This window comes from Streptomyces sp. NPDC056486, assembly GCF_042795295.1.
Lineage (GTDB): Bacteria > Actinomycetota > Actinomycetes > Streptomycetales > Streptomycetaceae > Streptomyces.
The window spans coordinates 12,524-37,544 of record NZ_JBHTSF010000090.1 but is presented as its reverse complement, the minus strand read 5'-3'; the positions used below and the strand labels follow the sequence as shown (position 1 = coordinate 37,544).

The 25,021-nt window shown below is 71.0% G+C and carries 27 protein-coding genes and 1 pseudogene; 16 read left to right on the top strand and 12 right to left on the bottom strand.

What is annotated here, in order from left to right; translation table 11 throughout:
* Positions 1 to 49: 49 nt before the first annotated feature.
* Positions 50 to 985 carry a DUF6183 family protein gene (locus ACFQ7F_RS29450; RefSeq protein ID WP_383276519.1) on the bottom strand — a complete coding sequence of 312 codons (936 nt, stop codon included), beginning with the start codon at positions 983 to 985 and terminating at the stop codon, positions 50 to 52.
* A gap of 39 nt (positions 986 to 1,024) precedes the next feature.
* On the bottom strand, positions 1,025 to 2,038 hold the full coding sequence (ligD, locus tag ACFQ7F_RS29445; RefSeq protein ID WP_383276516.1) for a non-homologous end-joining DNA ligase: 1,014 nt from the start codon (positions 2,036 to 2,038) through the stop codon (positions 1,025 to 1,027).
* A gap of 73 nt (positions 2,039 to 2,111) precedes the next feature.
* On the opposite strand from ligD, the gene ACFQ7F_RS29440 reads away from it, so the two are divergent.
* Positions 2,112 to 3,173, top strand: coding sequence for an ATP-dependent DNA ligase (locus ACFQ7F_RS29440; protein ID WP_383276513.1), 1,062 nt, complete (start codon positions 2,112 to 2,114; stop codon positions 3,171 to 3,173).
* A 73-nt stretch (positions 3,174 to 3,246) separates the two neighbouring features.
* Here the strand turns inward: ACFQ7F_RS29440 and ACFQ7F_RS29435 are convergent.
* From ACFQ7F_RS29435 to ACFQ7F_RS29420, 4 genes and pseudogenes are all read right to left on the bottom strand, one after another.
* A pseudogene (locus tag ACFQ7F_RS29435) lies at positions 3,247 to 3,366 on the bottom strand (ABC transporter permease); the annotation flags it as partial.
* Positions 3,367 to 3,448: 82 nt separating this feature from the next.
* Positions 3,449 to 4,672, bottom strand: a complete 1,224-nt coding sequence (locus tag ACFQ7F_RS29430; RefSeq protein WP_383276510.1) for an RNA-guided endonuclease InsQ/TnpB family protein — start codon at positions 4,670 to 4,672, stop codon at positions 3,449 to 3,451.
* Positions 4,673 to 4,705: 33 nt separating this feature from the next.
* Entirely contained in the window at positions 4,706 to 5,014 is a 309-nt protein-coding gene (locus tag ACFQ7F_RS29425; RefSeq protein ID WP_383276507.1) for a hypothetical protein, read from the bottom strand.
* Between the two features lie 27 nt (positions 5,015 to 5,041).
* Positions 5,042 to 5,422: a hypothetical protein gene (locus ACFQ7F_RS29420; RefSeq protein ID WP_383276504.1), complete on the bottom strand. Its 381-nt coding sequence runs from the start codon at positions 5,420 to 5,422 to the stop codon at positions 5,042 to 5,044.
* A 62-nt stretch (positions 5,423 to 5,484) separates the two neighbouring features.
* Between ACFQ7F_RS29420 and ACFQ7F_RS29415 the strand changes: the two genes are divergently transcribed.
* Positions 5,485 to 7,278 (top strand): FAD-dependent oxidoreductase, encoded by a 1,794-nt coding sequence (locus tag ACFQ7F_RS29415; protein ID WP_383276502.1) that lies wholly within the window; start codon positions 5,485 to 5,487, stop codon positions 7,276 to 7,278.
* A gap of 69 nt (positions 7,279 to 7,347) precedes the next feature.
* A complete protein-coding gene (locus ACFQ7F_RS29410) occupies positions 7,348 to 8,292 on the top strand; it encodes a DUF3048 domain-containing protein (RefSeq protein ID WP_383276499.1) in 945 nt (314 codons plus the stop codon).
* 1 nt (position 8,293) lies between these two features.
* Here the strand turns inward: ACFQ7F_RS29410 and ACFQ7F_RS29405 are convergent, their stop codons facing one another.
* Positions 8,294 to 8,779, bottom strand: a complete 486-nt coding sequence (locus ACFQ7F_RS29405; RefSeq protein ID WP_383276496.1) for a MarR family winged helix-turn-helix transcriptional regulator — start codon at positions 8,777 to 8,779, stop codon at positions 8,294 to 8,296.
* Positions 8,780 to 8,960: 181 nt separating this feature from the next.
* Between ACFQ7F_RS29405 and ACFQ7F_RS29400 the strand changes: the two genes are divergently transcribed.
* The 7 genes from ACFQ7F_RS29400 to ACFQ7F_RS29370 all read left to right on the top strand — a co-directional run bounded on the left by ACFQ7F_RS29400 (position 8,961) and on the right by ACFQ7F_RS29370 (position 16,245).
* Positions 8,961 to 9,749: a CoA transferase subunit A gene (locus ACFQ7F_RS29400; protein WP_383276493.1), complete on the top strand. Its 789-nt coding sequence runs from the start codon at positions 8,961 to 8,963 to the stop codon at positions 9,747 to 9,749.
* Positions 9,749 to 10,435: a CoA transferase subunit B gene (locus ACFQ7F_RS29395; RefSeq protein WP_383276490.1), complete on the top strand. Its 687-nt coding sequence runs from the start codon at positions 9,749 to 9,751 to the stop codon at positions 10,433 to 10,435. The genes ACFQ7F_RS29400 and ACFQ7F_RS29395 overlap by 1 nt, the downstream gene beginning before the upstream one ends.
* Complete coding sequence (gene pcaH, locus ACFQ7F_RS29390; RefSeq protein WP_383276487.1) at positions 10,432 to 11,202, top strand: protocatechuate 3,4-dioxygenase subunit beta; 771 nt, start codon at positions 10,432 to 10,434, stop codon at positions 11,200 to 11,202. The genes ACFQ7F_RS29395 and pcaH overlap by 4 nt, the downstream gene beginning before the upstream one ends.
* Positions 11,202 to 11,756 carry a protocatechuate 3,4-dioxygenase subunit alpha gene (gene pcaG, locus ACFQ7F_RS29385; protein ID WP_383276484.1) on the top strand — a complete coding sequence of 185 codons (555 nt, stop codon included), beginning with the start codon at positions 11,202 to 11,204 and terminating at the stop codon, positions 11,754 to 11,756. The genes pcaH and pcaG overlap by 1 nt, the downstream gene beginning before the upstream one ends.
* Positions 11,753 to 13,360 carry a lyase family protein gene (locus ACFQ7F_RS29380; protein ID WP_383276481.1) on the top strand — a complete coding sequence of 536 codons (1,608 nt, stop codon included), beginning with the start codon at positions 11,753 to 11,755 and terminating at the stop codon, positions 13,358 to 13,360. The genes pcaG and ACFQ7F_RS29380 overlap by 4 nt, the downstream gene beginning before the upstream one ends.
* Positions 13,357 to 14,469, top strand: a complete 1,113-nt coding sequence (gene pcaD / locus ACFQ7F_RS29375; RefSeq protein WP_383276478.1) for a 3-oxoadipate enol-lactonase — start codon at positions 13,357 to 13,359, stop codon at positions 14,467 to 14,469. The genes ACFQ7F_RS29380 and pcaD overlap by 4 nt, the downstream gene beginning before the upstream one ends.
* A gap of 75 nt (positions 14,470 to 14,544) precedes the next feature.
* Positions 14,545 to 16,245 carry a serine/threonine-protein kinase gene (locus tag ACFQ7F_RS29370; RefSeq protein WP_383276475.1) on the top strand — a complete coding sequence of 567 codons (1,701 nt, stop codon included), beginning with the start codon at positions 14,545 to 14,547 and terminating at the stop codon, positions 16,243 to 16,245.
* Between the two features lie 91 nt (positions 16,246 to 16,336).
* Here the strand turns inward: ACFQ7F_RS29370 and ACFQ7F_RS29365 are convergent, their stop codons facing one another.
* From ACFQ7F_RS29365 to ACFQ7F_RS29355, 3 genes are all read right to left on the bottom strand, one after another.
* On the bottom strand, positions 16,337 to 17,353 hold the full coding sequence (locus tag ACFQ7F_RS29365) for an alpha/beta fold hydrolase (protein ID WP_383276472.1): 1,017 nt from the start codon (positions 17,351 to 17,353) through the stop codon (positions 16,337 to 16,339).
* 92 nt (positions 17,354 to 17,445) lie between these two features.
* Positions 17,446 to 17,595, bottom strand: a complete 150-nt coding sequence (locus ACFQ7F_RS29360) for a hypothetical protein (protein ID WP_383276469.1) — start codon at positions 17,593 to 17,595, stop codon at positions 17,446 to 17,448.
* A 135-nt stretch (positions 17,596 to 17,730) separates the two neighbouring features.
* Positions 17,731 to 17,919, bottom strand: coding sequence for a hypothetical protein (locus tag ACFQ7F_RS29355; protein ID WP_383276466.1), 189 nt, complete (start codon positions 17,917 to 17,919; stop codon positions 17,731 to 17,733).
* A 98-nt stretch (positions 17,920 to 18,017) separates the two neighbouring features.
* On the opposite strand from ACFQ7F_RS29355, the gene ACFQ7F_RS29350 reads away from it, so the two are divergent.
* The 3 genes from ACFQ7F_RS29350 to ACFQ7F_RS29340 all read left to right on the top strand — a co-directional run bounded on the left by ACFQ7F_RS29350 (position 18,018) and on the right by ACFQ7F_RS29340 (position 20,619).
* Positions 18,018 to 18,413 (top strand): hypothetical protein, encoded by a 396-nt coding sequence (locus ACFQ7F_RS29350; RefSeq protein WP_383276463.1) that lies wholly within the window; start codon positions 18,018 to 18,020, stop codon positions 18,411 to 18,413.
* Positions 18,414 to 18,608: 195 nt separating this feature from the next.
* Positions 18,609 to 18,995 carry a hypothetical protein gene (locus ACFQ7F_RS29345; protein WP_383276460.1) on the top strand — a complete coding sequence of 129 codons (387 nt, stop codon included), beginning with the start codon at positions 18,609 to 18,611 and terminating at the stop codon, positions 18,993 to 18,995.
* Between the two features lie 121 nt (positions 18,996 to 19,116).
* On the top strand, positions 19,117 to 20,619 hold the full coding sequence (locus ACFQ7F_RS29340) for a SulP family inorganic anion transporter (protein WP_383276457.1): 1,503 nt from the start codon (positions 19,117 to 19,119) through the stop codon (positions 20,617 to 20,619).
* Between the two features lie 75 nt (positions 20,620 to 20,694).
* Here ACFQ7F_RS29340 and ACFQ7F_RS29335 read toward each other — a convergent pair whose 3' ends face one another.
* Together ACFQ7F_RS29335 and ACFQ7F_RS29330 are read right to left on the bottom strand one after the other, a co-directional pair.
* Entirely contained in the window at positions 20,695 to 21,681 is a 987-nt protein-coding gene (locus ACFQ7F_RS29335; RefSeq protein ID WP_383276454.1) for an SDR family oxidoreductase, read from the bottom strand.
* Between the two features lie 29 nt (positions 21,682 to 21,710).
* Positions 21,711 to 22,490: an SDR family oxidoreductase gene (locus tag ACFQ7F_RS29330; protein WP_383276451.1), complete on the bottom strand. Its 780-nt coding sequence runs from the start codon at positions 22,488 to 22,490 to the stop codon at positions 21,711 to 21,713.
* Between the two features lie 67 nt (positions 22,491 to 22,557).
* On the opposite strand from ACFQ7F_RS29330, the gene ACFQ7F_RS29325 reads away from it, so the two are divergent.
* The 3 genes from ACFQ7F_RS29325 to ACFQ7F_RS29315 are packed head-to-tail and all read left to right on the top strand — an operon-like array spanning position 22,558 to position 25,009.
* Positions 22,558 to 23,337 (top strand): enoyl-CoA hydratase family protein, encoded by a 780-nt coding sequence (locus ACFQ7F_RS29325; protein ID WP_383276448.1) that lies wholly within the window; start codon positions 22,558 to 22,560, stop codon positions 23,335 to 23,337.
* The gene (locus tag ACFQ7F_RS29320) at positions 23,334 to 24,197 is read left to right on the top strand and encodes a CoA transferase subunit A (protein WP_383276446.1); all 864 of its coding nucleotides are present in this window, start codon (positions 23,334 to 23,336) and stop codon (positions 24,195 to 24,197) included. Before ACFQ7F_RS29325 ends, ACFQ7F_RS29320 begins: the two co-directional genes overlap by 4 nt.
* Positions 24,194 to 25,009 carry a CoA-transferase subunit beta gene (locus tag ACFQ7F_RS29315; RefSeq protein ID WP_383276444.1) on the top strand — a complete coding sequence of 272 codons (816 nt, stop codon included), beginning with the start codon at positions 24,194 to 24,196 and terminating at the stop codon, positions 25,007 to 25,009. Before ACFQ7F_RS29320 ends, ACFQ7F_RS29315 begins: the two co-directional genes overlap by 4 nt.
* The last annotated feature ends 12 nt before the right edge of the window (positions 25,010 to 25,021 follow it).

Sequence of the window (25,021 nt, the reverse complement as noted above, 5' to 3'; positions counted from 1 at the left end):
CACCCCGTCCGGGGTGAGGGCGCCGTTGCCAGTTGCGCGATTGTCAGTTTCAGTCGTCGGTGTCGGTGGCCGCCAGAACCGCCACCCGCGTCCGGGACGGGTCGAGCACCGCGAACCCCACGTCGGCCGTGTCGTGGTGGAACCAGCGTGTGAACGCCATGAAGCGCAACCACCGGCAGTCGGTCGCGTACCGCGCCGCGTCGAGGAACGGCGTTCCCGCGGGCAGGCCGAGCAGCGCGTAAAGTCCGCGCCAGGCGTAGAGACGGGCGTAGGCCCCGTACTGGGGACGCCCGCTGACGCCTCCGTCGAACGACGCCGCGTACAGCTCGTTGGCCACGTCGTCAGCCCCCGTCAGACAAGCCAGGGCCCCGCCCCGCCCCATTTCCCCGGCCAGGCAGTCCAGCGGCAGGCCTTGAAGGAAAGCCATGCCGAAGTCGTCGTCGGCCAACGGTTCCGGCAGCGTGAAGAACCGCACCTCGGGTTCGCGCGCCCAGTCCCCGGCGGTGAACGCTCCCGCGGCCTCCCGGGCACGGTCCGCGTCCCGCTCCTCTTGTGCCGTGCGACCGGCCGCCGCCCCCTCCTTTGTGGCCGGGATCTCCGGGAAGCGCGTCCGCAACTGCCCGGCCGACTTCACCGAGCCCGCGCCCCGGACCCGCACCCCGAAGCGGTGCTCAAGGTCGAGCCGCTCCCCTGGCGGCCAGGCCAGGGGGTGCCCCAGATCCCGCAGCCGTGCCGCGTACGCCTCCAGCCCCGGCCGCCCGTGCCAGGAGACCCCCATCAGCGCCATTTCACCCAGCAAGCAGGCCCGCAGCTCGGCCTCCGGGTCATCGGCGCTCCGAGGCAGCTCGGCGAAGAGCAGCTCGAGCTCCACAAGCCGCCACCCCTTGACCAACTCGGCGGCGATTTCCCGCAGTTGATCAGGACGGGATGCGGCGAGCCTCTTCAGCTCCGCGGGCTCGGGCAGTTTCACCTGGTTGTCGCTCACACCGGGAGCCTATGAGCCGACGAGCATCCACACGGTGTACTACTCCTCGTGCCTGGCCCGGCTCGGCTGCACCCGCTTCGGCTCGCCCGGCATCTTCGGGTACTCGGGCGGGTAGGGCAGGTCGCCCATGCCGTGGTCCCGCTCGTCCCGTGCGGCGAGTTCGAGGAGTGTGTCCAGGGAGAAGGCGTGTTTCTCCATGTCCGCGTGCACATCGCCGACCTGGGTGAACCGCTCCGGCATCGTGCCGATGTCGAAGTCCTCCGGTACCGCGTCGTCGACCTCGTCCCAGCGCAGCGGCGCCGACACGGGGGCGTTCGGCCGGGGCCGGACCGAGTAGGCGGAGGCGATGGTGCGGTCGCGGGCTGTCTGGTTGTAGTCGACGAAGATCCGCTCGCCGCGCTCCTCCTTCCACCACGCGGTCGTGACGGCGTCCGGCATCCGCCGCTCCAGCTCGCGTCCGCAGGCGATCGCGGCCCGCCGCACCCCGGTGAAGTCCCACCGCGGTTCGATCGGCACGAAGACGTGCAGGCCGCGTCCGCCGGATGTCTTGGGCCAGCCCTGGAGGCCGAACTCGTCCAGAACGGCGCGGAGTTCGTGCGCGGCGCGCACCGCGTCCGCGTAGTCCGTGCCGGGCTGCGGGTCCAGGTCGATGCGGAGTTCGTCGGGGTGGTCGGTGTCCTCGCGCCGTACCGGCCAGGGGTGGAAGGTCAGCGTGTTGAACTGGGCGGCCCAGATGACCGCGGCGATCTCCGTGGGGCACATCTCCTCGGCCGTGCGGCCGCTGGGGAAGGCGATGGTGGCCGTGTGGATCCAGTCGGGGAGGTTCTTGGGGACGCGCTTCTGGTAGAAGAACTCGCCGGTGACCCCGTCCGGGAAGCGCTGCAGCGTCGTGGGGCGATCCCGCAGGGCGCGTACGATCCCGTCGCCGACCGCGAGGAAGTACCGGGCGACGTCCAGCTTGGTGAAGCCCCGCTCCGGAAAGACGACTTTGTCCGGACTGGAGAGCCGCACGGGCCGCCCGCCCGCGTCGAGCTCGACCGCTTTACCACCCATGCGGCCACGCTAGGCGCAACGGAGATAAGCCGCATATTTGGCGAGAAGTAACGTATGGGCACAGAATCGGACCATGGATCTGCCGGTGATGCCCCCCGTCAAGCCCATGCTCGCCAAACCCGTGGCGAGGATCCCGCCGGGCATGCAGTACGAGGCCAAGTGGGACGGCTTCCGCGCGATCGTCTTCCGCGACGGTGCGGATCTGGAGATCGGCAGCCGTACGGGCAAGCCGCTGACCAGGTACTTCCCGGAGCTGGCCGAGGCGCTGCTCGACCGCCTGCCCGCCCGCTGCGTCCTCGACGGCGAGATCGTGATCGCCCGGGGCGGCCATCTCGACTTCGACGCCCTCACGGAGCGCATCCACCCCGCCGCCTCCCGGGTGCGGACGCTCGCCGAGCGGACCCCGGCCTCCTTCGTGGCCTTCGACCTGCTGGCACTTGGCGACGAGGCCCTCCTCGACACGGCCCTCACCGACCGGCGCACGCGGCTGACCGAGGCCCTGGAGGGCGTGAGCGCCCCCGTCCACCTCGCGCCCGCCACCATGGACCCGGAGCTGGCCGGGAAGTGGTTCGAGCAGTACGAGGGCGCGGGTCTCGACGGGGTCATCGCCAAGCCGCTCGACCTGCGCTACCGGCAGAACGAACGGCTGATGTTCAAGATCAAGCACGAGCGCACGGCGGACTGCGTGGTCGCGGGCTACCGCTTCCACAAGAGCGGTCCCATCGTCGGCTCGCTCCTCCTGGGCCTGTACGACGACGGGGGCACCCTGCAGCACGTCGGGGTCTGCGCCGCGTTCTCGATGCGGCGGCGGGCGGAGCTGGTGGAGGAGCTCGAACCGCTGCGGATGGAGTCGGCGGAGGGCCATCCCTGGGCGGCCTGGGCGGACGAGGCCGCGCACGAGACGTCCCGGATGCCGGGCGCACCGAGCCGCTGGTCGGGCAAGAAGGACCTGTCCTGGGTGCCGCTGCGCCCCGAGCGCGTCTGCGAGGTGGCGTACGACCACATGGAGGGCGGGCAGCGCTTCAGGCACACGGCGCGCTTCCGCACCTGGCGACCGGACCGTACCCCTGACAGCTGTACGTTCGCCCAGCTGGAGGAGCCGGTCCGGTACGACCTGGCGGACGTGCTGCGCTAGCGAGCCGAGCACTGGAGGGTCACGCGGCGTACTGGCTGTCCGGGCCGGGCGGGGACGGTCACGCCGACGTCCGTCAGCCCGCGAGTGTGCGTCGCCACGACAGGGCCTTCCTCTCCGCGAGCCGGACGAGTGCGTCCGAGAGGAGGCCGTACACGAGGCCGACGATGATGATGTCGGTCTGACCGTAGGTGCGCGGTGCGGGCGAGCTCCATCATTTGACTTGCTCCTCGGGGTGAACCCTGAGGATTCTGGCCTTCTCGTTCGCTGCCGTGCCGCTACGCGGCACAAGGTTCGAGCGGGAATCCTTGGCTTCCTGTTTCGCTGCGCTGTGCCGGGACTGGTCCCGGTCTTACCTGCGCTCCACAGGCTGTGACCGCCAGTCCGGCGGCCTGTTTGACGTTGATGGCGGCGTTGGTGTCCCGGTCGTGGACGGTGCCGCAGGCAGTGCAGGTCCAGGTACGGACGTGGAGGGGTTTGGGCCCGTCCCGGCGGCCGCAGGCGGAGCAGGTCTGGGAGGTCGGCTCGAACCGGCCGATCTTCACCAGGGTGCGCCCGTACCGGGTCGCCTTGTACCCCAGCATGTGCACGAACGAGGACCATCCGGCGTCGTGCACGCTCTTGGCCAGCCGGGTGCGCGCCAGTCCACTGACCGCCAGGTCCTCCACGCCGATCGCTTGGTTCTCGCGGATCAGCTGGGTGGAGAGCTGGTGGTGGAACTCGTGGCGGGCGTCGGCCACCTTGACGTGGGCGCGGGCGACTTTCAGACGTGCCTTCTCCCGGTTCTTCGATCCCTTCTGTTTGCGGGACAGCTCTCGCTGGGCCTTTTTCAGCTTCTTCTCCGCGCGGCGCAGGAACCGCGGGGAGTCGATCTTGCGGCCGTCGGACAGGACCGCGAAGTGGGTCAGCCCCAGGTCGATGCCGACGGCCTGGTCACTGGCGGTCATCGCGGTGGCATCGGCATGCGGGTCGGTGTCGATGACGAAGGAGGCAAAGTACCGTCCGGCCGCGTCCTTGACCACGGTGACCGAGGAGGGGGTGGAAGGCAGGGCGCGGGACCACTTCACCTTCACCGCCCCGATCTTCGGCAGGCTCAGCCGCCCGCCGTCGGTGAGCGACCAGCGGGCATTGGCGGTGAACCGGATCGACTGCCGGACGTCCCTACGCGACTTGAAGTGGGGCGGGCCGGTACTGGGGCCCTTGCGGGTGCCTGCCAGGGAGGCGAAGAAGTTGCGGTAGGCGGCCTCGGCATCCCGCAGGGACTGCTGGAGCACCACGGCAGAGACCTCACCCAGCCAGGACCGCTCCGCGGTCCGCTTCGCCTGGGTGATCAGCTTCTTTGACAACTCGCCGGCCGTCGGGAATGCCGCACCCGCTGTCCGGGCGTCCTCGCGAGCGCGCACCGCGTCGTTGAACACGACGCGGGCGCAGCCGAATGCCCTTGCCAGCGCGGCGCGTTGGGGGACGTTCGGGTACAGGCGGAAGGCGTACCGGAGCTGCATGACGATCACACTAGGCACCACCCACACCCCTCGTCACCAGGGAACATTTGATCGATGATCCAGCTGCCGCAGTGCCCGGGCCCGGCTTCGGTAGACCCCTTTGGCGAAGCTCCACTCTCCGGTCACGTCCGGCTCCGCCGGGGAAGAATCCGCGACGCTTCGCGTCGCGAGCATCAGATTCGCTTCACCACCGGGCTGAAGCCCCATGCACTGCGAATGAATCCCGGTATCCGATACCGTTCTGGCGTAGACCTGCTCGACCACGAGCGAGAGCCGCGCCGCGATGACCGCAAACCGCATGCCGAGCAGGAGGCCCGGCCGTGCGCCCGGGAGGGCGAACATGACGCAGGAACCCGACCCGCGAAAGCCCTACCGTCTCGGCGAGTTCGGCCCAGCGGCGTCCATCGTCCGCAGCCCGTTGTGGCTGTGGATGTAAACGGGCACGAACACGCCGAGCGCGATGGTGATGGGTTTCATCGACTCGCCGATACCGAACCAGAGGGTGCGCAGCGGGGTCAGCGCGAGCACCGGGTGGACCTCTTGATCTGCACGGGGTCCGTCGATGACGCCCTCGCCGAGCCGGCTGAGCCCGGCGTCAATCGCCAGGGCGAGAGACCGGCCGGGGTGCCGAAGAACGGCCCCGGCAGGGGGCGTTCGGCCGACGTGGCGATGCTGGACTGGAGTCGTCCCTCGCCGCAGCACATTCACGCCAATGTACGGGCCCACAACCTCGCGCCGCTTCCACGTCATCGGCGGCGACCGTAAGCTCCAGCGGCCGATACGGGTGTTACTTACGGTAAGGGGGCTGGTTCATGGGGTACTCGGGAGCTGCGGGCAGCACGAGACGGACGTTCGTCGCGGGGGCGGTCGCGGCGGGCGGCGCGGCGGCGCTCGGGGCGGGGGCGCTGCCCGCGGCGGCCGGCGACCGTGCCCCGCGGGCGGACCCGGCGAAGCACTCCGTGGCCGTGCTCGGCGGCGGCGTCGCCGGTCTGACCGCCGCCCATGAGCTGGCCGAGCGCGGTTTCGCCGTCACGGTCTACGAACGCAGGGCCCTTGGCGGCAAGGCCCGCAGCATGGACGTACCGAACAGCGCGAAGGGCAACCGCAGGCCGCTGCCCGGCGAGCACGGGTTCCGCTTCATCCCGGGGATCTACCACAACCTCCCCGACACGATGCGCCGCATCCCCTTCCCCGGAAACGCGAACGGCGTCTGGGACAACCTCGCCGCACCACGCGAGATGTCGTTCGCGCGCACCGGGCGCGAAGACATCCGGATGCCGATCCCCTGGCCGGGCAGCGAACCGGAGAAACTCACTCTGGACGACATCGCACGCGCGCTCACCGCGCTCCTCGACACCGCGTTCAACCTGCCCGCGCACGAGGTCGCGTACTTCGTGAACCGCGCCCTGGTCTTCCTCACCAGCTGCGACGAACGCCGCGACAACACCTGGGAGTCGACGCCCTGGTGGGAGTTCGTGCGCGCCGCCCAGATGTCGAAGGACTATCAGCGCATCCTCGCCATCGGCGTCACCCGCAACATCGTCGCCACCAAGGCGGAGGTGGCGAGCACCCGCACCGTCGGCACGCTCGGCGAGGCCTTCGTCTTCAACCTGCTCGGCCAGGGCGCGGACGGCCCGCCCGACCGGCTCCTGAACGCGCCGACGAACGAGGCGTGGATCGACCCGTGGGTGACCCATCTGAAGTCGCTCGGCGTGGAGTTCCGAATCGGCTGGAACGTACGGCAGCTGGGCTTCGCGGACGGCCGCATCACGAAGGCCGTCATCGAGGACCCCGACGGCGTACGCCGCGACGTCACCGCCGATCACTACATCCAGGCCATGCCGGTGGAGCACGCGCGCAAGACGTGGAGCGCGGAACTCAAGGGAGCGGACCCGCAGTTGGCGCGCTGCGACAAGCTGGAGACCGACTGGATGACAGGCATCCAGTTCTATCTGACGGAGCGCCCACCCGTGGTGAAGGGCCACTTCAACTGCATCGATTCGCCCTGGTCGCTCACCGGCATCGCGCAGGCGGGCCACTGGCCTGAGCGCGACTTCCCCGCGGACTACGGAGACGGCGTCGCGGTCGAGTGCCTCTCCGTGGACATCTCCGAGTGGGACAAGCCGGGGATCCTCTACGGCAAGACGGCCAAGCAGTGCACGCGCGACGAGGTCGCCAAGGAGGTGTGGGCGCAGCTCAAGGCCGCGCTCAACGACACCGGCAAGGCCGTCCTGAGCGACGGCAAGCTGCACTCGTGGTTCCTGGACCCGGGCGTGGACGGCATCGGGACGCCGAACCCGACCAACGAGGACGAGCTGCTCATCCACCCGGTCGGCACCTTCCACAACCGCCCTTCGGCCGCCACGAAGATCCCCAACCTCTATCTGGCGGGCGACTACGTGGCCGTGCCGATCGACCTCGCGACGATGGAAGGGGCGAACACTTCGGCGCGCCAGGCGGTGAACGCCCTTCTGGAGAGGGTCGGTTCGGATGCCGCACCGTGCACGGTGACCTCCTTGTTCCGCGCCCCCGCGGTCGAACTCCTCAAGCGCCACGACCGCACCCGCTACCGGCTCGGTCTGCGCAACGCCCTGGATCTGGGCTGATCCGGGCCGATCCGAGCTGATCTTGGCTGAGGGGCGGGAGGGCAGGGGCGTACGGGGTAGGGAGCTCGTATGCGAACGCGGAGATGGACACGACGCACGACGGTGGCGGCGGTGGCGGCCGTCGCCACCTTGGGCCTTGCGCCCGGCTGCACCCTCAGCGACACCAGCGGAGGCAACGGGAAGGCGCCCTCCGGCGACGGGCGCGTACTCGCCGTGAAGATCGACAACGTAGGCCCGGCGCGCCCGCAGACGGGTCTGGACGCGGCGGACGTCGTGTACGCGGAGCAGGTCGAGGCGGGGCTGAGCCGCCTGATGGCGGTGTACGCGGGCAAGCCGCCGCCTGTCGTCGGCCCGGTGCGCAGCGCGCGGGAGACGGATCTGGAGCTGCTGAGGCAGTTCGACGATCCGGCTCTCGCGTTCTCCGGGGCGCAGTCGAAGCTCCTCCCGCTGATCTCGGCGGCTCCCCTGCTCCCGCTGTCACCCGGCAAGGCGCCGGGCGACGCCTACTTCCGTGGCGGCGGCAAGGTGGCCCCGCACAACCTCTTCGTACGCCCGGAAGCGCTGGACGCCGACGCGGGCACGGGAGGCCTTCAGAGCACGGGCTTCACCTTCGGCGCGCGTCCGAAGGGCGGCACTCCGGAACGTGCGGCCACGGTCCGTTTCCCCGCGGCACGGTTCACCTTCGACTGGTCGGCCGAGCGGAAGCGCTGGCTGGTCTCCATGGACGGCGCGCAGGCCCGCACGGCCGACGGCAAGACGCTGGGGGCGTCGACGGTCGTCGTGCAGTACGTGAAGGTGCGCGAGTCCCGCTTCCACGACCGCTCGGGCAACATCACGCCGTTCACCGAGACCGTCGGCTCGGGCGAGGCGCGGGTCCTGCGGGACGGCCGGGCCTACGAGGCGCGCTGGGAGCGGACATCTCCGCAGGACGGCACGGAGTTCACGACGGCGGACGACGGCGAGCAGCTGCCGTTCGCGAAGGGGCAGGTGTGGGTGGTGTTCGCGAAGGCGTGACTCAGGGCCTGCCCGCGGGCCGGCCGTTGGTCGCGGCGAAGGGTTCCGCGGGATTGCGCAGGCCCTCCGCCGCGTCCGAGACCCGCTGGATCAGGTCGAAGAAGAGGCTCTGCTCGTCCGCGGAGAGCGGCCCGAGGAAGACCTGGTTCATCCGGGCCGTCCGCACGGTCAGCTTGCGGTGCGTGCGCTTGCCCTCGTCCGTCAGGTGCAGCAGATACCGGCGGCCGTCCTGCGGGTCGCGCACCTTGTCGAGCAGCTCACGGCGCATCAGGCGGCTGATGACCTCCGCGATGGTGGACCGGTCGAGGCCGACCCGCTCGCCGACGGTGCGCTGATCGAGGCCCGGCTCGGCGACGAGCGCGTTCAGGACGGCGAACTGCGGCGAGGTGATCTCCTCGGAGACCATCGTGTTCCACAGCAGATAGTGCGCCTGCTGCAGACGCCGGGCCAGGTGCCCGGGGTGGGTGGTCAGATCCACCGCGGCCATGAGTTCCTCCACTGCCTTGTACGGCTGTCTTGTACCGGGGTTTTTCGTAGGTGCACTGAACAGTACTCGCCCTTGACGGCCTACGGAACGAATGGCAGCGTAAGTTCAACCTCGTAGAAATAGTCAGTGCCCTGATTAATGCGTGGGGCATCGAAGGCCTGGAAGAGATGGGGCTCGACGGATGGACAAGGTGGTGGCCTCGGCCGCCGACGCGGTGGCCGATGTGGGCGACGGTGCGTCCCTCGCGGTGGGCGGGTTCGGGCTGAGCGGTGTGCCCGGCGTGCTGATCGCGGGGCTGTACGAGGCCGGGGTCTCGGGCCTGCGGGTGGTGTCCAACAACTGCGGGGCGATGGAGTCGGGCCTCGCGGTACTGCTCTCGGCGGGCCGGATCGCTCGGGTGACCGGGTCGTACATCGGCGCCAACAAGGAGTTCGCCCGCCAGTACCTGGGCGGTGAGCTGGAGGTGGAGATGATCCCGCAGGGCACGCTCGCCGAGCGGCTGCGGGCCGGAGGGTGCGGGATCCCCGCGTTCTACACACCGGCCGGGGTGGGCACGCAGGTCGCCGACGGCGGGCTGCCGTGGCGCTACGACGGCTCGGGCGGGGTGGCGCTCGCCTCACCGGCCAAGGAGGTGCGCGAGTTCGACGGCGAGGAGTACGTCATGGAGCGCGGCATCCGTACCGACTTCGCGCTGGTGCGGGCCGCCAAGGGCGACCGGCACGGGAACCTCGTCTTCAACAAGTCCACCCGCAACTTCAACCCCCTGGCCGCGATGGCCGGGCGGGTCACGATCGCCGAGGTGGAGGAGCTGGTGGAGCCGGGCGAGATCGACCCCGACGCCGTGCACCTGCCGGGGATCTACGTCCAGCGGGTCCTCGAGCTGACCCCGGAGCAGGCGGTGGACAAGGGCATCGAACGACGTACGGTCTCCGCACCCGCGCCCACGGCACAAGGAGCAGTGAGCGGCTGATGGCCTGGACCCGTGAGCAGATGGCCGCCCGCGCCGCACGCGAGTTGCGCGACGGCCAGTACGTGAACCTGGGCATCGGACTGCCCACCCTGATCCCCAACTACCTCCCCGAGGGCGTCGAGGTGGTCCTGGAGTCCGAGAACGGCATCCTCGGCGTAGGGCCTTATCCCACGGACGCCGAGGTGGACCCGGATCTGATCAACGCGGGCAAGGAGACGGTCACCGTCCGCCCGGGCGCCTCCTACTTCGACTCCGCGCTGTCCTTCGGGATGATCCGCGGCGGCCACATCGATGTCGCTGTGCTCGGCGCGATGCAGGTCTCCGCGCGCGGGGACCTGGCCAACTGGGCGATCCCGGGCAAGATGATCACGGGGATCGGCGGGGCGATGGACCTGGTGCACGGGGCGCGCACGGTGATCGTGGCGATGACGCACACCGCCAAGGACGGCTCCCCCAAGATCCTTGAGGAGTGCGCGCTGCCGCTGACCGGCCGGACCTGCGTGGACCGGATCATCACCGACCTCGGCGTCCTCGACATCACCGAATCCGGCCTGGAGCTGGTCGAGTTGGCGCCCGGCGTCACCCCGGACGAGATCGTCGCCAAGACGGCGGCCAAGGTCCGTATCCCCGAAGGAACCCAGCACCACGCTGCACTCACGCCGTACTCACGGAGCCGAGAGACATGACCCTCACCGAACCCCTGCCCGACGGGCTCAGCCAGCAGGAGATAGACACGGAGGTCGCCAAGGCGCAGGCCGCGACCGTGCCTGCCGATCACCCGCCGCGCGACTATCCCCCGTACCGCAGCAGCCACTTCCGCCACCCCAAGCAGCCGCTGATCCCGCTGCACGACCCGGAGGCAGTGGAACTGAGCGGCCCCGCGTTCGGCGTCACCGACATCACGGCGCTCGACCGCGACCTGACGCGCCAGCATCTGGGCGAGCCGCTCGGCGAGCGGATCACCGTGTCCGGCCGCGTACTTGACCGCGAAGGGCGCCCCGTACGCGGCCAGTTGGTCGAGCTGTGGCAGGCCAACGCGTCGGGCCGGTACGCCCACCAGCTCGACCAGCACCCGGCGCCGCTCGACCCGAACTTCACGGGGTTCGGCCGCTGCCTGACCGACGACGAGGGAACGTACTCCTTCACGACGATCAAGCCGGGCGCGTACCCGTGGCGCAACCACGTCAACGCGTGGCGTCCCGCGCACATCCACTTCTCGCTCTTCGGCACCGCGTTCACCCAGCGCCTGGTGACACAGATGTACTTCCCGGGCGACCCGTTGTTCGCCTACGACCCGGTCCTGCGCTCGGTCACCGACGAGTCGGCGCGGGCGCGTCTGGTCTCCGCCTACGACCACGGTCTCTCCGCCGCCGAGTGGTCGCTCGGCTACCGCTGGGACATCGTCCTCGACGGCCCGTCCGCGACGCTCTTCGAGGAAGGCGACAAGCACTGATGTCGTACGCTCCCACTCCCTCCCAGACCGTCGGCCCCTTCTACGGCTACGCGCTGCCCTTCCCGCGCGGCGGCGACGTCGCACCTGCAGGGCACCCGGACACGATCACCCTGCACGGGTACGTGTACGACGGCGCGGGAAACCCCGTCCCCGACGCCCTCATCGAGACCTGGCAGCCCGCGCCCGACGGCTCCCGCACGGGAGCGCCGGGCTCACTGCGGCACGACCCGGTCACGGGCGAGGTCATCGGCCGTGACGGTGTCGCGTTCACCGGGTTCGGCCGTGTCCCGACCGATGCGGACGGCCACTGGTCGGTCCGTACGCTCCCGCCGGGCGGCGTCTCGTACGTCTCGGTCGCCGTCTTCGCGCGCGGTCTGCTCCACCACCTGTACACGCGCGCCTACCTGGTCGACGAGCCGGGCGACGCGCTCCTCGGCTCCCTCGACCCGGCGCGGCGCGCGACGCTGGTCACCCGCCCCGAGGCGCACCGCACGTACCGTTTCGACATCCGCCTTCAGGGCGAGGGCGAAACGGTGTTCCTGGAGTTCCAGTGAGTCTTGAAGGTACGGACGTCGGCCTGCTCGCCCCCGGGCGAGCGGGCTCCCCCGCCGAGGCCGCGACCGGCGACACCGCCTTCCTGCAGGCGATGCTTGACGCGGAGGCGGCGCTGACGCGGGCTCAGGCGACGGTGGGTATGGCCCCGGCAGAGGCGGCGAAGGCCGTCTCCGCCGCGGCCGACGCCGACCGCTTCGATGTACGCGACATCGCGCTCCGCGCGCGGACCGGCGGCAATCCGGTGATCCCGCTGGTCGCGGACCTGACGGCGGCGGTGCCCGCGGATGCGGCGCCGTACGTCCATCGGGGCGCCACGAGCCAGGACATCATGGACACAGCGATGATGCTGGTCGCGCGGCGCACGCTGGACCTGATCCTGGTGGACCTGACCCGCACGGAGACAGCACTCGCCCGCCTCGCGTCGCAGCACCGGGACACGGTGATGCCGGGCCGCACCCTGACGCAGCACGCGGTCCCGACGACGTTCGGCCTCAAGGCGGCGGGCTGGCGCTCGCTGGTGCTCGACGCGCGGGACAGGGTGCGGCCGGTGCGCGAGTCGCTTCCTGCTCAACTTGGCGGTGCAGCAGGCACGTTGGCCGCGTTCGGGGCGTACGCGAGTGGCGCGAAGCCGACGGGGGCGTTCGCGGATGGGGAGTTGTCGACGAAGGCACCTTCGGGGGGAGCGTCCTCGGTGGGGGCACTCCCGGGAGAAGCGTCCTCGGCAGAGGCGCTCCCGGGAGGACCGTCCTCGGCGATGGCACCTTCGGGGGAAGCGTCCTCGGCAGAGGCGTTCCCGGGAGGACCGTCCTCGACGGAGGCGCTCCCGGGGGAACCGTCCTCGACGGAGGCTGCCTCGGCAGAGGTACTCCCCGCGGAGGCGTTCTCAGCGGCAGGCGGCCACGGGGAGCAACTCGTCTCGGCCTTCGCCCGCCAACTCCGTCTTGCCGAACCCGTCCTCCCGTGGCACACCCTCCGCACCCCCGTCGCCGACCTCGCCGCGGCCCTCGCCTTCACCGCAGGGGCCCTTGGCAAGGCGGCCACTGACATCCTCACCCTCAGCCGGACAGAGCTCGCCGAACTCTCCGAAGGAGCAGGCGGCGGCTCATCCGCGATGCCCCACAAGGCGAACCCCGTACGCTCCACCCTCGTCGCGGCCGCGGCCCGCCGCGCCCCCGCCCTCGCGGCGACGCTCCACGCGTCGATGGCCGCCGAGGACGAACGCCCGGCAGGCGCCTGGCACGCGGAGTGGGAGGCCCTGCGCGACCTCCTGCGCACAGTCGGCGGCGCGAGCCTCCACGCGGCGGAGCTCACCGAGAACCTCCGGGTCCACCCGGCGGCGATGCGTGAACACCTCGGCCTCACCCACGGGTTGATCGTCTCCGAACGTCTCACTGCGGAGCTGACACCCCTCCTGGGCCGGGCCCGTGCGAAGGAGCTCCTCACGTCGGCGGCCCTGCGCACCCGGGACGAGGGCAGGCCCCTCGCGGAGATCCTTGCCGAAGAGCCCGATCTTTCCTCGGTCGACCTCACCGAACTGACCGATCCCACCCGTTACACCGGCTCAGCCGGACCCCTCACGGACCGAGCCCTGGAGCGACGATGACCGGCGAACTCCCGCACCACACCACCGAGGGCGCGCCGACCGCGCCCCCTCTCCTCCTCGGCTCCTCCGTCGGCACCTCCACCGCCCTGTGGGACGCCGTGGCGCCCGAACTCTCCACCACCCACCGGGTCGTACGCTGGGACCTGCCCGGTCACGGCAAGTCCCCGGCCGACCTGATCGGCCCGGGAGCGACCGTCGCCGACCTGGCCGCACTCGTCCTCGCGCTCGCCGAATCGCTCGGCATCGACCGCTTCGCGTACGCGGGCGTCTCCCTCGGTGGCGCCGTCGGCCTGCACCTGGCCGCGCACCACCCGGAGCAGGTGGAGAGCCTCGCCGTGATCTGCTCGTCCGCGCACTTCGGCGGCAGCGCCCGCTGGGAGGAGCGTGCCGCGCTCGTGCGCCGCGAAGGCCTCGCCGCTCTCGCGAAGAGCGCGCCGGACCGCTGGTTCACCCCCGGGTTCACGGTCCCCGCCCTGGTGGACGACCACCGGAACACCGACCCCGAGGCGTACGCCGCGTGCTGCGACGCACTGGCGGCGTACGACATCAGGGAGTCGCTCGCGACGATCACCACGCCCACGCTCGTCGTCGCGGGCCGCGAGGATCCGGCGACGCCGCCCGCCCACGCCCGCGAGATCGCCGACGCGGTGCCGGGCGCCTCCCTCACGGAGCTGGCGGGCGCCTCGCATCTCGCGCCGGCGGAGCGCCCGGAGGCCGTGGTCGCCGCGCTGCGCACGCACTTGACGGGTGCGGACGCGAGCGGGATGGCCGTGCGGCGAGCGGTCCTGGGCGACGCACACGTGGACCGCGCGCAGGGGAACACCACACCCTTCACGGCCCGCTTCCAGGACTTCATCTCCCGCTATGCCTGGGGCGAGATCTGGACCGACCCGACCCTCGCGCACCGCGAACGCAGCATGATCACCATGACCGCCCTGGTCGCGCACGGGCACTACGACGAGCTCGCCATGCACGTCCGGGCGGCCCGCCGCAATGGGCTCACGCCGGAGGAGATCGGCGCTGTGCTGCTCCAGACGGCGGTCTACTGCGGTGTCCCCGCGGCCAATTCGGCCTTCGCGGTGGCGCAGCGGGTCCTCGCGGAGGAGTAACAGTTCACCGGTCACCCTTTAGGCTGCTGCTGCTCAGGGGGAGCAGGGGATCAGGGAGCAGGGGGACAAGGGCCGATGAACGACGCGACTGAGGTGTTCCAGCCGTTGCGGGCGGACGATCCGTCCACGGTGGCCGGATACCGCCTCGCCGCCCGGATCGGCGCGGGAGGCATGGGCCGGGTCTATCTGTCGCACACACAGGGCGGCCGACCGGTCGCGATCAAGGTGGTGCGGCCGGAGCTGGCCGACGATCCGGCCTTCCGGCGGCGGTTCAGCAGGGAGATAAGGGCGGCCCAGCGGGTCAGGGGCGCCTACACGGCCGAACTGATCGACGCCGACGCGGACGGCGTACCGCCCTGGCTTGCCACGCTGTACGTGCCCGGGCCCTCCCTGTCGCAGGCCGTAGCCCGGAGCGGGCCGCTGCCGGTACCGGCGGTGCTGTGGCTGATGGCGGGGGTCGCCGAGGCACTGCAGGCCATCCACGGCGCGGGAATCGTGCACCGGGACCTGAAGCCGTCGAACGTGCTCCTGGCCGCGGACGGGCCGCGCGTGATCGACTTCGGCATCTCGCTGTCCTCCAGCGCCACGTCTCCGCACACCGCTACGGGCAGTGCCGCGGGTACGCCCCAGTTCATGGCCCCCGAACAGGCGTCCGCGGGCGCAGTCACGGCGGCCACCGATGTCTTCGCGCTCGGCCAGACAGCGGCGTTCGCGGCACTGGGCGAGCCGTTGTACGGGGACGGGCCCTCGGTCAGTGTGCTGTACCGGATCGTGCACTCGGAGCCCGATCTCTCCCTGCTGCCCGCGCAGTTGCGTCCACTGTTCGCCCGTTGTCTGGCCGCCGATCCGGCGGAGCGGGCAACCCTGGCGGAGATCGTCGACTGGTGCAGGCAGCGCCTCGGCGGGGATGCCGCCGAGGGCGCGGGGCCTGCCGTGTGGCGGGAGATCACCGGGCCGGAGGTGAGGGTTCCGGCTCCGGTCCCCCACCCGACCCGGGTGCACCCTGCCCCGGTGTACACGCAGCCGTTGTTCGCGCCACCACAGCCGACGGTGCCCTCGGAGCCGGACAGACGGCGGGCCCGCCGAAGACGCACCGCGTTCATCACGGCCGCCGTGACGGCGGGCGTGCTGCTGCTCACGGGTGTGACGTGGACGGTGATGGACGCGACGGACACGCTCCGCCGCAAAGGCACATCCTCGGAGTCCGGTTCACGGACGCCCGACCGCTCGTCGGCGTCCGGAGCGGCGTCCGGGGGATCTGCGAGAGACGGTGAGAACTCGGCGGCCGGTGAGAACTCAGGATCCGGTGACAAGAGTGACCGGGCGGCGGACGGGTCACTCCCCTCCTCAGACTCCTCCGGCTCCTCCGGCTCCTCCCCGACCGGGTCCACGCAGCCGCAAGCCGTCGCGTACCCCCAGGAATGGTTCGACGAGAAGAACTCCGTGAGCCTCAAGGAGCCGGTCGACCGCAAGGACCGCAAGGGGGACATCCGCTTCGTCTGCGAGGGGAACAGCTGCTCGCTGGAGAGCGACAAGAGCCTGATCACCCCGCTGTACGGCAAGCCGGGAGCCACCCTCGATTCATGCCGTACCGCCCTCAAGGGCGCCGACAGTCACGACCTCCCGCTGGCCGCGGTGGCGGCCGGCAGCGAGATCTGCGTGAAGAACCCTGCCGGAGACATCGCCCTGCTCGTGGTCCTGGTGAAGTCGACCGCACTGCCGAAGGGCGGATTCAGCTTCTTGAGCGCGGACATGACGGTCTGGCGGGCACGTTAGGTCCTGGCGGGCGCGACAGGCGGCGCACGGCGGGCGCGTCAGGCGCCCTGAAGCCCGCCCTGAAGCCCGTCCTGAAGCCCGTCCTGGAGCCTCAGGTGGCGCTCCGCTCGCTCGCCTCGCGATACCGCCGCTCCATCTCGTCGACGTACGCGTCGTCGCCCGGCCGCCCCGCCCTCAGCAGGCGCCACCACTGCTCGATGCTCCAATTGGCCGGTTCCGTCGACCCGATGAACTCCTCGACGAGCGAGAGGAAGCGCACGGGATCGGCGTGGAAAGGGAAGTGCCCGGCCCCGGGGAAGATTTCGAGGCGGCTGTCGGGCATCGCCTCGTGCGCGGTGAACGCGTGATCGACCGGCAGGACGCCGTCCCTGTCACCCCAGACGAGGAGCGTGGGCATGCCCTGCGCGAGGTAGCAGCGGTCCAGCATGGTGACCACCTGGCCGCGCCAGTCGACGACGGAACGCAGCGTGCGGATGAACGCGGCCCGCGCCCACACGTCCGGGAGCGAGTCGACCAGGCCCATCAGCTCGGGCGCGTCCTGTCCCAGGCCGGTGTCGAGCAGCCGGAGCAGAGCGACGACCGCCCGCACCGGCAGGTCGGCGCCCGGCAGTCCGAGCAGGGAGAGGAACAGTGCGGCCCCTGGCAGCGAGACGCCCCGCAGCACGGGGGTGACCTGCGGACCGACGCCTCCCGTGCTGACGAGGACGAGCCGGTCGACGCGCTCGGGGAACTGGTAGGCGAACTGCATGGCGACGCCGCCGCCGAACGAGTGCCCGACGAGGGTGACCCGCTCGACACCGAGTACGCCGAGCAGATCCCGGACTCCGTTGGCGTACGCGGCCACCGAGTAGTCCGCTCTCGGCTTCTCGGACGCACCGTGACCGAGCAGGTCGGGCGCGATGACCGTGTGATTGCGGGCCAGTTGGGGGATCAGCGGGGACCACGTCGCCGATGAGTCGCCGATGCCGTGGATCAGCAGGATCGCCGGTCCTTCTCCCGCGACGCGGTACGCGCGCCGGTATCCGTGCACGGTACGGAATCGCAGGGCGCCCCCTCTCTCGTCGCCGGTGGGAAGCCGCCTGGGCTGGAAGGGCAGGATCCGCGCCATGGGCCGGAGTGTAGGCGGGTGGCGCTGCGGGGTGGTTTCGGGTGGGTTTCGGGTGGCTCAATACGGGCGTACTCACGACGAACCCGGTGTCGCTATGCGGCTGCGTAGTACCCCAGGAACATGTCGACGCCGACGACGATCAGACGCTCCGCCAGGTCGTCGCTGATGTCGGTTCCGTACGAGCCGAAGACCAGATGCGGGAAGACCAGCAGGGAGTAGAGCTGGATGACCGCCGCTTCCATGTCCGGGCGGGAAGCGGTGGATCTCCCGGGCCATGAGGTGACGCAGCGCGTTCATCTCCTGGTCGGTGCGCACGACGTGGACCCAGGCGCGGGCCACGGCGCGCTGCTCGTCACCGCCGGTACGGGCTCGCTCATCTACGGCCTCGTCGCGGCGGGCGACACGGGCTGGTCGGACGCCAGGACGCTGGTGCCGTTGACCGCGGCGGCGGTGGCGTACGGAGCGTTCGCCGCCGTCGAGCGGGCGCAGCGTGCGCCGCTGATCGACCTGGCCGTGCTCCGGCGCCGTCCGGTGGTCGTGGGCTCGTATCTGATGCTGGTCGCCACGGCGTTGCTGATATCCCTGTTCTTCCTGGGGTCGGTGTTCCTCCAGGAGGTACGCGGATACAGCGCCCTGCGGACCGGGGTGCTGTCCCACGGCGGCGGTGGGGCTCGCGCTCGCGGCGCTCGGCACCGGTCCGCTCACCGGCGCAGGGCGGGACGGCAACGCGTGGACGACCGTCGCGCCGGGCATGTCCCTGGCCGCCCTCGGGCTCGGTTCCGTGTTCGTGGCGGCCACCACCACCGCCCTCGGGTTCATCACCCACGAAGAAGCGGGCATCGCATCCGGTGTGGTCAACACCTTCCACGAAGTGGGCGGCTCGATAGGGGTCGCCGTGGTCTCGACGGTCGCCGCATCGGGGATCGAAGGCGGGACGGGCGGCGGCTTCACGGACGCGTTCACGGTGTGCGCCGTCGCGGCCGCGGTCAGCGCCGCCGCCACCTTCGCACTCGTGCCGAGCGGGAAGCCGCAACTGACCGGCGGGCCGCACGTGCACTGACCCGCCGGCCCACCGGCCCACCGGCCCGCACCGGGCGGGGCCCCCACGCCCCGCCCGTGCAAACGCGCCACGTACGTCCGATCGAGGGGTGGCTATCGCGCCAAGTCACCACTCGCTCACCCAAATGACATATCCGGCGGGTTAAGTTGCTTGGTGACCATGCGAGTTACGCAGCCACGTGAGGACTTTTCCACCGTGACGGGATCCGGAGCACGCAGGCGGGCGCTGCCCGCGGCGCTCGTCGCGGCCCTGGTCGCCGTGCTTCTGGTGATCGTCCAGTTCTTCGCACACGGGATCAACGAACCCGCTTCCGGCGCGGCATTCCGTACGCCACCGGCCGCGGCGCCGTACGCGCAGTGCGGGGACGACACCCACCCGGAACAGACCTCCGAGCGCTTCCGGGCCCGCGGCCGCTCGCACTGCCGCGACCTCGTCCCCGATACGGCTCCGCAGCTCCACGCCCGCACTCTCACGACCGCGGACGACAGCACGTCCGCGCTGCGTCCCGTTGCCGTCGCCCACCGCACAACGAGACCTGTGGGCCGCGAACTGCCCGCTCTTCTCCAGGTTTTCCGCTGCTGACCGGCCCCTCCGGTACGGCCATGCCGCCAGGCCCTCCCGTCTGACGCGTCCGTCGGCCGGACCCCAACACGGTCCACTTCACGCCGATGCGCCACCCCCACGGCGCTCAGGAGTCACCGACATGCAGCCTTCCCCTGCCTCCGTACTCGACCGCGCCCGCTCCGTGTTCAGAGCGTCCAAGGGTGCGCGGCACGATTTCACCGCCTCCCTGGTCGTCTTCCTCGTCGCCCTGCCCCTGTGCCTGGGCGTGGCCGTCGCCTCCGGAGTGCCCGCCGAACTGGGCCTGATCACCGGCATCGTCGGCGGTCTCGTCACCGGCCTGCTGCCCGGCAGCAGCCTCCAGGTCAGTGGTCCCGCCGCGGGGCTCACCGTCCTCGTCTACGAAGCCGTGCGGGAGTACGGCATCGCGGCGCTCGGCGCCCTCGTGCTCGCCGCCGGGATCCTCCAGCTGGCCATGGGCGCCCTCAGGCTCGGCCGCTTCTTCCGCGCCATCTCCGTGGCCGTCGTCGAGGGCATGCTCGCCGGAATCGGACTCGTCCTGATCGCCGGGCAGTTGTACTCCATGGCGGACCGAGAAGCCCCCGCGAGCGGACTCGGCAAGATCACCGGGCTGCCGGGGATGCTGACCGGGATGTTCGGATCGGAACACGCGCTGACCGCCTTCGGGCTCGGCGTGGGCACCATCGCCGTGCTCGTGTTCTGGCGCAGGCTCCCCGCGAAGCTCCGCCTGGTGCCCGCGCCGCTCGCCGCCGTGGCGCTCGCCACCGGGGCCTCGCTGCTCTTCTCGCTGCCGGTGGCCACCGTCGAGGTGCGGGGCCTCGTCGAGGCGGTGCAGATGCCCGACGCCGCCGCGTTCGGGGGGCTCCTGAGCGTCGGCGCCATCGGCACCGTCCTCGCGTTCGCCCTGATCGCGTCGGCGGAGAGTCTGTTCAGCGCGGCCGCGGTGGACCGTCTGCACGACGGTCCGCGCACGTCGTACGACAAGGAACTGATCGCCCAGGGCGCGGGCAACACCGTGTGCGGGCTGCTCGGCGCCCTGCCGATGACCGCCGTCATCGTCCGCAGCGCGGCCAACGTACAGGCGGGCGCGCGGACGAAGGCGTCCCGCGTCCTGCACGGCTTCTGGCTGCTCCTCTTCTCGGCGCTGCTGCCCGCCACGCTCGGCCTGATCCCGGTCGCGGCTCTCGCGGGCGTCCTCGTGCACGCGGGCTGCAAGCTGATCCCCGTACGGCAGTTGGCCGAGCTCTGGCGCGAGAACCGCGGTGAGGCCTTCGTCCTGGTCGTGACGGCCGTGGCGATCGTCTCGGTGAACATGTTCGAGGGGGTCCTGATCGGTCTGGCCCTCGCCGTCATAAAGATCGCCTGGGAGACGCCGCACGTGGACGTGGAGGTCGTCGACAAGGGCGCGGGCCCCGTCCGCGTCCACCTGTCGGGCCACGCCACATTCCTGTGCCTCCCCAAGCTCCTCGACGCGCTCGAGGCGCTGCCCCAGGACCGCCCGATCGAGCTCGACCTGGCGGAGCTCCGGCATCTGGACCACGCGTGCCAAACATCCCTCGAGAGCTGGGCGGCGCGGCACAGCGCGCAGGGCACGGATCCGGTGCGGGTGGCGTCCGGGGCCTGACGGTCATCTGTACGCCGACGGACGACTCTGGTCGGACGGGCTCCGGTGGAGCCCGTCCGGCGGCACTCCGCCGCCCTACCTCGCCCCGTACACCGGCTGGGGAACCTCCGCCCCGGCGAGCAGTTTCAGCGCCGTGTCGCCCGCCTCCGCCGGGGTCCAGCGGGCTCCCTTGTCGGCCGTCGGCCCCGGCCGCCAGCCCTCCATGACGGTGATGCGCCCCGCTTCGGCCTCGAAGACACGGCCCGTGACACCGGCGGACGCCTCGGAGCCGAGCCACACCACGACCGGTGAAACGTTCTCCGGAGCCATCGCGTCGAAGCCGCCTCCCCCGGGCGCGGCCATGGTCTGCGCGAAGGTCTGCTCCGTCATCCGCGTCCGCGCGGCGGGCGCGATCGCGTTGACCCGCACTCCGTAGGAGGCGAATTCGGCGGAGGCGACCATGGTGAGCCCGAGAATCCCGGCCTTGGCCGCGCTGTAGTTCCCCTGCCCGACACTTCCCGAAAGGCCCGCACCGGAGCTGGTGTTGACCACGCACGCATGCCGGGCGCGCCCCGCTTTCGCCTCACCACGCCAGTACGCGGCCGCGTGCTTCAGCGGCAGGAAGTGCCCCTTCAGGTGTACGCGCAGCACCGCGTCCCAGTCGTCCTCGTCGAGGTTCACCAGCATCCGGTCCCGCAGGAACCCCGCGTTGTTGACCAGGGTGTCGAGACATCCGTAGGTGTCGAGCGCGGCCCGCACCAGGGATGCGGCGCCCTCGGACGTGGCGATGTCGCCGCCGTGCGCGACGGCCTCGCCGCCCGCCGCGCGGATCTCCTCCACGACGTCGTGCGCGGGCCCGCCGGAGGATCCGGAACCGTCGGGCCCCACACCGAGGTCGTTGACGACGACCTTGGCGCCTTCGGTGGCGTACGCGTGCGCGTGCGCACGGCCGAGGCCGCGGCCCGCACCCGTGACGATCACGACGCGGCCCGCGCAGATGCCGGGGCTGCCCGTGCTGCCCGTGCTGCCCGTGCTGCCCGTGCCAGGCTTGTCGGCTGAGGTCGTGCGGGACTCCTCGGTCATACGGAACTCCTCCGATACGTTCGATACGTTCAGTGGTTGACGGACGCGGCGTCGAGGAATGCGGGGCGTTCGCCGCCCCCGTGCAGGTGCAGCGCGGCACCACTGATGTAGCGGGCACCGTCGGAGGCGAGGAAGACGCACGCGTCCCCGACGTCCGACGGCTCTGCGAGGCGACCCAGCGGGACGGTGCGGGCGACCTGCGCGATGCCGCCCTCGTCGCCGTAGTGCAGATGGGCGCTCTCGGTGCGGGCGAGGCCGAGCACGACGGTGTTCACGCGCACCTGCGGGGCCCACTCGACGGCCATCGTGCGCGCGAGGTTCTCCAGGCCCGCCTTGGCCGCGCCGTAGGCACCGGTGCCGGGTGAGGGCCGGGAGCCGCTCACGCTTCCGATCATGGTGATGCTGGCCGCGCCCGCATCCGTACCGGGTTCCCGGTCGCGCATCACCTCGTACGCCGCCAAGGACGCGTACAGCGGGGCCAGCAGGTTGAGTTCGACGATCTTGGCCTGGCGGGCGGGGCCGGACTCGGCGAGCAGCCCGAACGGCGTGCCGCCCGCGTTGTTCACCAGCGCGTCCAACCGTCCGTGATCGGCGGCCACTTCGGCGAAGAACGTGTGTGCCGCTTCCGCGTCGCGCAGGTCGATGGGCCGGAACTCGGCGGTGGCGCCCGCCGCTTCGACCGGGCCGTCCGGCGGTCTGCGGGCACAGACGACGACCCTCGCACCGGCGGCGAGGAAGCTGCGGGCGATACCGGCGCCCACGCCTCGGGTGCCGCCGGTGACGACCACCACCTGTCGGGTGTCAGTCATCGCTGCTACCTTCCTAACTAACAAATGTTTGGTTGAAGGGCTTGGTTGAAAGGTAGCGGATCCTCTGATGTCTGTCTCCACCTCCACCCCGGACAAGGGCGTCGCCGTCGTCACCGTCGACTTCCCGCCCGTCAACGCCCTGCCCGTGCAGGGGTGGTTCGACCTGGCGGCCATGGTGCGCGCTGCGGGCCGCGATCCCGGGACGCGCTGCGTCGTCCTGGCCGCCGAGGGCCGCGGGTTCAACGCGGGTGTGGACATCAAGGAGATGCAGCGCGACAGCGGCCACAGCGCACTGATAGGCGCCAACCGCGGGTGCTACGAAGCGTTTTCGGCGGTGTACGAATGCGAGGTGCCGGTCGTGGCCGCCGTGAACGGCTTCTGTCTGGGCGGCGGCATCGGCCTGGTGGGCAACGCGGACGCGATCGTGGCGAGCGAGGACGCGACGTTCGGCCTTCCCGAGCTGGACCGGGGCGCCCTCGGAGCGGCGACACATCTCGCCCGCCTGGTGCCGCAGCACCTGATGCGCGCCCTGTACTACACCTCGCGCACGGCCACCGCGGCCGAACTGCACGCGCACGGCTCCGTGTGGCGGGTCGTGCCGCGGGCGGAACTGCGCGATGCGGCACTGGAGTTGGCGCGCGAGATCGCACAGAAGGACGGGACCCTGCTGCGGTTCGCCAAGGCGGCGATCAACGGCATCGACCCCGTCGACGTGCACCGCAGCTACCGCTTCGAGCAGGGCTTCACCTTCGAGGCGAACCTGAGCGGCCTGGCCGACCGCATCCGCGAGGACTTCGGACAGGAATCCGGTAAGGCATCCGGCAAGGAAGAGAAGGGCAGGGCATGACGGACAAGACCATGACGCCCGACGAGATCGTGGGGCGGCTGCGGAGCGGGATGACGCTCGGCATCGGCGGCTGGGGATCGCGCCGCAAGCCCATGGCCCTGGTGCGGGCCCTGCTGCGGTCCGGGATCACGGACCTCACCGTCCTGTCGTACGGCGGCCCGGACGTCGGCCTGCTCGCCGCGGCGGGGAAGATCCGCAAGCTGGTCACGGCGTTCACGACACTCGACTCGATTCCCCTGGAGCCGCACTTCCGCGCGGCACGCGAGCGTGGCGCCTTCGAACTGGTCGAGCTTGACGAGGCGATGTTCATGCAGGGCCTGACGGCCGGCGCCCAGCGGCTGCCGTTCCTGCCGATCCGCGCGGGCCTCGGTTCGGACGTCCTGCGGGTCAACCCCCAGCTGCGTACGGTCACTTCGCCGTACGAGGACGGGGAGGAGCTCGTGGCCGTTCCCGCCCTGCGGATGGACGCGGCACTGGTCCATCTGAACCGCGCCGACCGCCTGGGCAACGCCCAGTACCTGGGCCCGGATCCGTACTTCGACGACTTGTTCTGCGAGGCGGCCGACACGGCGTACGTGTCGTGCGAGCGGATCGTCGAGTCGAGCGAGCTCACCGAGCGGACCGCGCCGCAGACGATGCTGATCTCCCGGCACGCGGTGACGGGCGTGACCGAGACGCCCAAGGGCGCGCACTTCACCTCGTGCGTGCCGGACTACGACCGCGACGAGCCCTTCCAGAAGGCGTACGCCACCGCCGCGAGCGACCCGGACGCCTGGAAGAAGTTCGAGGACCGCTTCCTGACCGGCACCGAGCAGGACTACCAAGCGGCCGTCCGGACCTGGCACAAGGAGCAGCGATGAGGCAGACCGACCCGACGGCGACGACCGGCACGCCCGGCACGCCCGGCACGCCCGGAGCGAACACCGTCACCCGCGCCGAGTACTGCGTGATCGCCTGTGCCGATGCCTGGCGGGACGCCGGTGAGATTCTCGCGTCGCCGATGGGCACGGTCCCGGCGATCGCCGCCCGCCTGGCCAAACTGACGTTCTCGCCCGACCTGCTGCTCACGGACGGGGAGGCACTGCTGATCGGCGATGTGCCCGCCGTGGGGGCGCCTTCGGCGGTGACGGAGGGCTGGCTGCCGTACCGCAGGCACCTGACGATGGCCATGGGCGGCAGGCGTCACGTGATGATGGGCGCGAGCCAGATCGACCGCTTCGGAAACCAGAACATCTCCTGCATCGGCGACTGGGAGCGTCCGAAGCGCCAACTGCTCGGGGTGCGCGGAGCCCCCGTCAACACCCTCAACAACCCGGTGAGTTACTGGATCCCCCGTCACTCGACGCGTGTCTTCGTCGAGAAGGTCGACATGATCAGCGGCGTCGGGTACGACAGCGCGGCGGCGGCAGGTCCTTCCGCGACCCGCTTCCACGACCTGCGCAGGGTCGTGTCGGACCTCGGCGTCTTCGACTTCGGGGCGGCGGACCACGCGATGCGTCTGGTGTCCCTGCATCCGGGCGTGAGCGTCGAGCAGGTGCGCGAGTCGACCGGCTTCACCCTGGCCATGGCGGACGACGTGCCGTACACCCGCGAGCCGACCGCCGAGGAACTGCGGCTGATCCGCGAGGTGGTGGACCCGCGCGCTCTGCGCGAGCGCGAGGTGCGCTCGTGACGCCGGCCCCGG